Origin of the sequence: Microbacterium sp. NPDC080220 (assembly GCF_040686395.1) — a bacterium.
Classification (GTDB): domain Bacteria; phylum Actinomycetota; class Actinomycetes; order Actinomycetales; family Microbacteriaceae; genus Microbacterium; species Microbacterium gawkjiense.
This window is the reverse complement of sequence record NZ_JBFBOP010000019.1, coordinates 1-8,554: the sequence shown is the minus strand read 5'-3', so window position 1 is coordinate 8,554 and position 8,554 is coordinate 1. Positions and strand designations below refer to the sequence as shown.

The 8,554-nt window shown below is 64.5% G+C and carries 6 protein-coding genes and 1 pseudogene; 1 reads left to right on the top strand and 6 read right to left on the bottom strand.

Going from position 1 to position 8,554, the window contains the following annotated elements; genetic code table 11:
- Positions 1 to 62 precede the first annotated feature (62 nt).
- The 6 genes and pseudogenes from AB0P29_RS16045 to AB0P29_RS16020 all read right to left on the bottom strand — a co-directional run bounded on the left by AB0P29_RS16045 (position 63) and on the right by AB0P29_RS16020 (position 7,205).
- Positions 63 to 957, bottom strand: a protein-coding gene (locus AB0P29_RS16045) for an IS5 family transposase (RefSeq protein WP_363381211.1) whose coding sequence is annotated in 2 segments (ribosomal slippage) — positions 63 to 605 and positions 607 to 957 — 894 coding nt in all. Because the reading frame shifts where the segments join, the coding sequence is not laid out codon by codon here.
- A gap of 66 nt (positions 958 to 1,023) precedes the next feature.
- Positions 1,024 to 1,338: pseudogene (locus AB0P29_RS16040) on the bottom strand (transposase); the annotation flags it as partial.
- Positions 1,339 to 1,451: 113 nt separating this feature from the next.
- Complete coding sequence (locus tag AB0P29_RS16035) at positions 1,452 to 1,994, bottom strand: hypothetical protein (RefSeq protein WP_363381208.1); 543 nt, start codon at positions 1,992 to 1,994, stop codon at positions 1,452 to 1,454.
- Between the two features lie 241 nt (positions 1,995 to 2,235).
- Positions 2,236 to 3,819, bottom strand: a complete 1,584-nt coding sequence (locus AB0P29_RS16030) for an AMP-binding protein (protein ID WP_363381214.1) — start codon at positions 3,817 to 3,819, stop codon at positions 2,236 to 2,238.
- Entirely contained in the window at positions 3,809 to 5,401 is a 1,593-nt protein-coding gene (locus tag AB0P29_RS16025; protein ID WP_341578954.1) for a GMC family oxidoreductase N-terminal domain-containing protein, read from the bottom strand. Before AB0P29_RS16025 ends, AB0P29_RS16030 begins: the two co-directional genes overlap by 11 nt.
- Before the next feature lie 76 nt (positions 5,402 to 5,477).
- Entirely contained in the window at positions 5,478 to 7,205 is a 1,728-nt protein-coding gene (locus AB0P29_RS16020) for an aldehyde dehydrogenase family protein (RefSeq protein ID WP_341578953.1), read from the bottom strand.
- A gap of 157 nt (positions 7,206 to 7,362) precedes the next feature.
- Between AB0P29_RS16020 and AB0P29_RS16015 the strand changes: the two genes are divergently transcribed.
- The gene (locus tag AB0P29_RS16015) at positions 7,363 to 8,547 is read left to right on the top strand and encodes a helix-turn-helix domain-containing protein (RefSeq protein WP_341578952.1); all 1,185 of its coding nucleotides are present in this window, start codon (positions 7,363 to 7,365) and stop codon (positions 8,545 to 8,547) included.
- Positions 8,548 to 8,554 lie beyond the last annotated feature (7 nt).

Sequence of the window (8,554 nt, the reverse complement as noted above, 5' to 3'; positions counted from 1 at the left end):
TCCACTCAGCCATCGGCGGCACCCGACCAGCCGACTGAGACCAACGTCATGACCGGGTACACCTAGGGCGTGTCCCCTAAATGTTGGGTCCAGGCGATGACGGCGGTGAGGACGGCTGCTGATCGATAGACGGTGGCGAGTTTGTCGTAGCGGGTCGCGATGCCGCGCCACTGCTTCAGGGCCGCGAAGCGGCGTTCGACGACGTTCCGGTTCCGGTAGTCGTCGCGGTCGTAGCTGACGGGTCGTCCGCCTCGGGAGCCGCGCCGCAGTCGGTGGCCGATCTGGTCCGATGGTTGTGGGATGACCGCCTGGATGCCGCGGTCGCGCAGGTGCTGGCGGATCGCTCGCGACGAATAGGCCTTGTCGCCTCGAACCCGGTCGGGTCGGGTCCTGGGGCGACCGGAGGGACGTGCCACGCGCAGTTGTTCCAGCAGCGGGATCAGCATCGGCGAATCCCCGGACTGCCCCGGCGTCACCGCAATCACCAGCGGCAGGCCGGATCCGTCGACCAGGTGGTGGAGCTTGGTCGACAGACCGCCACGGGAGCGGCCGAACCCGTGATCAGGCGGCTCGGCCAGCAGATTCTTGTAGTTCGACGAAGCCCCCTATGACGCGGGTGATGTTCGTCGCGTGCTGATGGGCGCGAGCGATCGTGGAATCCACCGACACCGACCAGTCCACCTTGCCCGCCGCGTCCGCACGGGCCAGCAGCACCGCGTGGATGCGATCCCACGTGCCATCGCCGGCCATCCGCCGATGCCACTTCCACACCGTCTGCCACGGCCCGAACACCGCAGGAAGATCCCGCCACGCGATCCCGGCCCGATAGCGATACACGATCGCCTCGACCATCGTCCGAGCATCCGAGAACGGACGACCCTTCCGACCGGTCGGCCCGGGCAGAAACCCGCCGATCAGATCCCACTGAGCATCAGAGAGCAACTGGAAACGCGACACCGCTCCAGCATCCGCGCATCAGCACCCAGATTTAGGAGACACGCCCTAGATTCAGCCGCCGTTGTGCTTCTTGACGATCTTCGGCTCGAATGACCCCTCACGGTCTCTGGGGACGTCGATCTCGACCGGGCCGACCTCGGTCAGCACTATCTTGGACCTGGTGCCGTTGCGCGCGTTCTCGCCGACCGTCGATGCGTGCTTCTCGTATCCGAGGTGCTCTGTCACCCCCGGCTCGAGCGCGGTCTCCAGCACCCATTTCGTGAGCCCGTTCGGCAACCCGTCGGGGCCGATCAAGTCGACGCCCTGTTCCTTCGCCTGCTTCAGCAGCTGCTCCGCGAGCTGCTGCTCGTCGATGATCTCTCCCGTCACAGGATCTATCATCTCGATAACACCGGTCATCGCCCGTCCTTTCGGTCAGGCCAGACCAGATCCACCGTTGGTCGGACAGCCCCAGTTCTGATGCGTTCCTGCGTGACCGGGCGATCGCGATCGGATCACGTGGGAACACTCATCTCGCGTAGGAGGGTCGGCAGCGTGCGCTGCACGAAGGGCGACTCCTCGAATTGGCTCTCCGGGTTGCCGTCCAGCACCCATGCCTCGAAGGATCGCTCATAAGTGTCGATGATCACACGGACCGCGAGCCGCGGCGGCCAAGCGAACTTCCGGCCCAGCACGACCATCAGGTCTTCGAACACCCCCGCGAGTTCGGCAGCAAATCGCCGGTCGCCCGCGACCGCCGCGTTACCGTGGCGCCCGTCGCGGAGTGCTCGAAAGCGTCGTTCGGCGCGGATCGTCAGGCCGGCGCAGTCGAGTGGCCAGGACGCGGCGAGCGCTTCGGCTGCCTGGACGAACACCGCGTCGCCCGATCCGACCGGGCGAAATCGAGCGATGCCGGCCTTGAGCCGATCGGCGCACTCCGACACGAGGATTTCGTTCACCTCGTCGAGGAGATCGTCGTCCGTCGGAAGCAAAGTGCGGAAGGCATGAGGGTGCAGTCCGATCTGCGCGCAGACATCGGCGATGAGTTCCGGCGACACACCCCGCCCTGCTGACAAGGCAACGCGAGCCGCACGCGCAACACGTTTGACAGTGCGGTCACGATGGGCCGGTGCGCGGCGCGATGAGACGTCCGTTGGACGAGACCTCTCGGAAATCTGCACGATTGGCCTCTCCTCGCGGTCGGGTGGGCCGCTGGGTCGAAGTTGCGCCAGGCATCCAGCAGGCCAGGCCCCTCATCACTGCGTCAGCCCCTCGACGGCACGATCGATGTTCGTCGTCTCAATCTTTGCGTACCCGGAGGTCCTTCCGGAGGATCTTACCCGAAGTCGACTTGGGGATCGCGTCGATGAACTCCACGGCGCGGACCTTCTTGTACGGTGCAACGCGGTCGGCGACGTACTCGATGACCTCGATGTCGGCGAGCCCGCTGTCCGGCGCTGGCACGACGAACGCTTTGGGTACCTCTTCGCCGTCTTCATCGAGTATCCCAATCACGGCGGCATCCATCACCTTCGGGTGCGATAGCAGCAACGCCTCGAGTTCGGCCGGGGCCACCTGGTACCCCTTGTACTTGATGAGTTCCTTCGCCCGGTCGACAATCGCGAACCACCCCGCGTCGGAACGGACGGCAATGTCCCCGGTGCGCAAGAAGCCGTCTGCCGTGATCGCCTGCGCGGTCTCGTCGTCACGCCCTAGGTAGCCGAGCATGACGTTGGGTGCTTTCACCCACAACTCCCCCGGACGGGTGAGACCCTGCTCGTCCGTCTCGACGATCTCTTCCCCGGTCTCGACGTCGACCAGCATGCAAACGGTGTTGGGAACGGGCACGCCGATCGATGATCGCGGGATGTCGTCACGGTCATCCGGGATGACGTGTGACACCGGGCTGAGTTCGCTCATGCCGTAGCCCTGCCGAACCCGAGCGCCGATCCTTGCGGCCGCGCGTTCTGCGGTAACAGCGTCAAGCGGCGCCGCGCCCGAGAAGATTGTCCGCAGGCTCGAGATGTTGTACTCATCGACCATCGGGTGCTTCGCCAAGGCGACCATGATCGGGGGAGCCACAAAGACAAAGGTGCACGCGTGTTGCTGAATGAGTTCCAGGAATCGCATGAGTTCGAACCTGGGCATTGTCACGAGCGCTGCGCGGGCGCGCAACGCAAGATTAAGCAGGACGGTCATGCCGTAGATGTGGAAGAACGGCAGCACCGCCAATACCCGATCCTCCGCCGAGACGTCGATCACAGCACGACACTGCTCGACGTTCGCGACCAGGTTTCGGTGGGTGAGCATGACTCCCTTAGGTGTTCCGGTCGTTCCTGAAGAGTAGGGCAGCACGGCGACGTGGGTCGTGGGATCGATGTCGACCCGCGGCGCAGTTCTGGCCTCGGCCAGCAGGTCGGAGAGGTCAGGGTGGCCCGGCGCTCCGTCCATCAGAATGAGCCGATCCGCGCCGATCCCGACCGCCGCGGCCGCATCCTCTGCGTTGTTAAGAAGCGGTGCAACTGTGAATAGCAGGGTCGCGCCCGCATCACGCAGCTGCTTCTCGATTTCCGGCGCTGTGTAGAGCGCGTTGAGCGGGGTCACGGTACCCCCGGCGCGCAACACTGCGTGGAAGACGGTCCCAAAAGCGGGGACGTTCGGACTCAGCAGGCCGACCACAGTGCCCTCTCGGACCCCGCGCGCGGCGAGTGCGCCAGCCAGCGCATCGACATCGTCCCTCAGCTGACCGTAGCTGGTCGGTGCCCCGGAGTCAGGATCGATGAAAGCAACCCGTTTGAGGTCTTCCTCCAAAAGGCTCCCGAAGAGGTGGTCGTAGATGCTCACTTCGGGGATCTCAACGTCGGGGTACGGACTAGGAAACACGAGAAGCTCCTTTGCGGGCATTCTCAACAACGCTACGACGAATGAATTGCGCTGCCTTTTCCCCAATGACCACGGACGGAGCATGCGTGTGCCCCCGGATGATCTCGGGCATGATCGACGCGTCGGCGACTCTCAGGCCGTGTACACCACGTACGCGTAGCTCCGGGTCGACGACCGATCCCTCGTCAGAACCCATGCGCGCCGTGGACGTCGGGTGATACAGCGTGTGCGAGAGCGTGCTAATCGCGACCTCCGCCCGCTGTTCCGGTTCGAGCGTTTCGCCGTTCTCGGGCGCGATGTAGTGGGCCCCAATGTGCCCACTCATGGCATCCGTGGCGAGAATGCGTTCGCAGATGCGTACACCTTCTAGCTGCCGAGCACGGTCCGCTCCACCCGGGTCAGTGAGATAGCCAGGGTCGATGAGCGGTGCGCTGAAGGGATCGGCGTCGGCGAGGGTCACCGAGCCTCGGCTCTCCGGCAGCAGCAGGATGCTGCCGATCGTGAGACCGTGACCGGGGATGCCCTCAAGCCCTTCCTTCACGTATGCAGCCGGCGCGGCGAGGATCTCAATGTCCGCGTGCTCAAGACCCGGATCGGTCTTCACGAACCCGTACGACTCGGCGACGTTCGACGTGAGCATGCCCATCTGTTCGGTGCCGTACTTCTCGAGCTGTTCTGGTGTCATTGCATCGAACAGGGTGTCCTCGAACGCCTCACGAGTGAGGAAGGTCACGAGATGATCGCGCATCTGCCGACCCACGTCCTGCGAGTCGACCAGCACGGGGATGCCGAGCTTGTCGAGATCGTCTGCCGGGCCAATTCCTGAGCGCAGCAGGATGGTCGGCGTGTTCACCGCACCGGCGGCGAGGATGACCTCTGCATCGGCGACCACCTCGCGCCACAGTCCGTCCGTGTGGTAACGGACCCCGGTGGCGCGCTGCCCGTCGAAAAGCACCCGGTCGACATGGGCTTCGGAGAGAACGGAGAGATTCTCGCGGCCCGCGGCGGCATCGAGATAGCCGCGCACGGAGTTCCAGCGCGCACCACCGCTTTGTGTGACCAGAGTCTGAGTGAACCCTCCAGGCTCGGGCTTGTTCGCCTCCTCAACCGGATACCCGGCTTCCTCGAAAGCCCGCAGAAAGGCCGCTGTGTGGCTGCGTGGGTCCCGCTGCGCAGACACGGTGATGCCGTTGTCGGCGAACAGCGGTGCCAGCGCTTCCCACGACCATTCGGGACCGGCCAGTTCGGCCCAGTGGTCGTAGTCGGCGGCGAAGCCGACCACCCACATCATGGCGTTCATTGACGAGGAGCCGCCGAGGACCTTGCCGCGTGGCCAGTAGATACTGCGGCTGTCGAGTTGCCGCTGCGGGGTGGTCTGGTAGTTCCAGTCCGCGTCCGACTTGAATAGCTGCGAGAAGGCGACCGGAATCTGCACCTCTTGGCGCTGGTCGGTTCCACCGGCCTCCAGCAACAGCACCGTCGTCTCGGGATCCTCGCTCAGCCGGGCGGCGACGGCGCAGCCTGCGGAACCAGCGCCGACGACGACAAAGTCATAGCGCTCGGGGGTGGGATGAGTGGACATACGCGATCTCCTATTTTGCAGTGGGGGTGAAGCTTCGTGACTTGGTGAGTGGGTGAGGTGATCGGAATAGGTCCGGTCAGGCACGGAACGCGGACAGGAAGATACCTGGCAGTTTCGCCCACGACGGATGAGCCGCGTACCCAGCCAGGAGACGCCCCGTGGTGTGCGCGGAGCGGGCGGTGGAGAACCACGGCGCCTTCGGGAACAGCGAGAACTCCCCGCCCGCGATCGACCGGGGGAAAGGCCGGAAGGCACCCTCGACCACTGTGCGTTCAACATCGTCCAGCAGCAGTGCGTTGTGAACGATCCCGGTTCCGCTCTGAATGTCGTCGATCGTAGCGCCCGGGTATGCTCCCCAACTGGCAGTGGCGGTGAGGAAGCCCAGACCCGTCCAGGTGTTGATCGCGACCGTGCCGTACCGCAGCTCGGCGATAAGGTCATCAAACGCTTCGCCGACGCGACGGCGGGTGCGCGGGTCGATGAGGACATTGACCCCGAGGGTTCCCGCGAGCTTCTCGTTGGCATGCTCAACTGCGGCCCGGAGGAACTCCGAGCCCGTTCCGGGCACGGAGACGACGCCGAGTACTGGCGCAAAGAACTCGGTCTGCTCGAGTGCGGTGGCGTCCTCACCGGCCGGGAGATCGATCAGCGCACGACTGCCATCGGGCCCGACGCGCTGCATGCTGGGATACACGTCGCACGCTTGTGCGAGCCGTTCCTCTCCTCGCGGGTACCAGACGGGACGAGGACGCAGCTCCGCCAGCACCCGCTCGACCTCAGCGACGAACTCGTCACGCTGGCTCCAATCGCTGCTCACGATTACCACCTGGCCAGCCACACAGTTGTGTCCCGAGTTATGCATCCGCATGGTTACCACGTGCTCGGCCTGGAATCTCAGGTCCGCCTTGCTCCACCGGCCTGGAACGACGATCACCGGCGAAACCCCGCCCAACTCGCTCGTGATCGGCACGGTCAGCCGCGGTTCGCCACTCGCGCGGCGGCGCCCGGCCTCCTCCCCCGTACCCCAGACAATGGCATCGTGTGTGGCGGCGCTGCCGGTGATGTGAACGTGCGAGACACCCGCGTGCGAGGTCAAGTACTCACCGACCTCCGCCCCGCCGGTTACGATGCGCACGAAACCCTCCCGGATCAGCGGCGCCAGCGCCGCGCTCAGCACCGGTTCCAATCGCCCCAGCACCGGGTTCAGCTTCAGGATCACCGAACGGTTCGACGCGACCAGCTCATAGAGCACATCAAGAGGTGCAATCGAAGTGATGTTGCCCGCGCCCAGCACCACTCCTACACCCGCGCTGACGCCAGTCCGGTCCAGTGCACCGAGGCCAGCTCGCGCCTTCGCCTGCTCCGCACTAATTCCCGGCCGAAGCCACACGCCAGCGGTGAAGCCGTGCATCAGCGTCCATTGCTGCACCGAGCGAGGCAGTGCATTCACGACCACTCGGTCCCCAGTGGCCTGACCCAGGCGGTCGCGCCCAATCGGACTCTTACCCTGAGCCAACGCCGACAGCGTGTGAGCAAGCGTGCCCGCGCCTGCCAGGACCGCATATGGTCCGGAGATCCACTCCTCACCGGCGTACGGGTCCTCGAAGTTGATTCCCTTGATCTCGCACGCCAGACGCACCCATTGCTCCGCGACACCCTCAGCCGTCTCGTGCACCTCTGCCAACAGCTCAGCTCGTCGCGTCAATGGGAGAACAGCCCAGGCTTGAGCGCCGACCGCCAAATCTGTGATCAACTCATCGATTCGCGCAGGAACGATTTCATCTAGCTGCTGCAGGTCCGACATTCTTCTCTCCTTCGAGCACGAGCCGGTTTCTCACGCAATCTTGCGGGTTGTCTAGGCGTCCCACCAGAGGCGGCCGTCCAGTCTTCGCAGGAGTTCCCTTGTGCACACGCACATGGGAACTCCTGCGAAGGGGCAGAGCTAGGGGCTACGCTCAAGCATGGACAGAACGACGTCGGAGATTCGTCCACTCACACCCCAGGCCCACGGGTTGTCGTTTCTCACACACATCGATGAACGACGGAGCACCCTGGTTGACCGCATCGTGGAAGCAATCCTGCGAAACGAGCCGGTCTACCGCGATCCCGAACTTCAGTACGATCTCAGTGACATTGTCGACCAGAACCTCAAAGAGATCCTCAAGGAGTTGCGAGGCGGCCCACCGAGCCTGAGTCCCGCAAGGCGTGCGGGCCGCACCAAAGCCGAGAACGGCATTCCGATGGCGAGCCTCTTACACGCTTACCGACTCGCCGGCATCACGCTCCTCCATGAGGTCGACGAAGTCACGCGGAGCACCGGCGAGACTGATGCCGCCATGGCGACCACCGCGAAGCTGTGGGAGGTCTTGGATCACCTCTCAACCGCTGCGGTTGAGGCCTACCGCGAAGTCATCGACGAGAGCGAACGCCGCAGCGAGCAAGGACGTCGCGTTCACTTGCTGGCATTGCTCTCGGGAATGGCCCCGCATCCGACGGACTCCCTGCGGATCCTCGGACTGCCCGACACTGGTTGGTACACAGCACTTGCGTCGTCGCTCGGAGGAGGCGGTGACGATCCGGAACCGCGCTACACGAGCGCACAAGAGTTCGCGGCGATCGTTTGGGCACAAGATGTCGGGATGCACATTGGCTTGGCGGGAGCCTCCACGCTCGAGAACCTTGAGGCAGCTCTCGCCGCCATAACGGCCACCACCGTCGTACCAACGGGCGCCAGTCATCCCTTCGAGCATGTCTCCCACCTCCCGCGCGCAGCTGATCAGGCACGCAGTGCGCTTCGCTGTCTGACTCCCGGCGAACACGGGCTGAGTCTCTACGGTGATCGCCCGATTGAGCTGACGCTCATCTCGAATCCCGATCCTGTTCGTTATCTCATCCGCGAAGTCCTGGGAGGAGTGCTCTCGCTGGATTCCAGCGGAGCGAACGCGCTGCTCGACACCCTGGACGCGTGGCTCGATGCGGGCGGGTCCACCGCGGCGGCCGCGAATGCACTCCATTGCCACAGGAACACCGTGCTCTACCGCCTGCAACGTATTACTCAACTCACTGGACGCCGTATCTCCCATCCAGCCGAGTCGGCTGAACTCATCATCGCCCTACGCGCCTTGCGCCTACACGGTCAGGAATGAAGGGGAC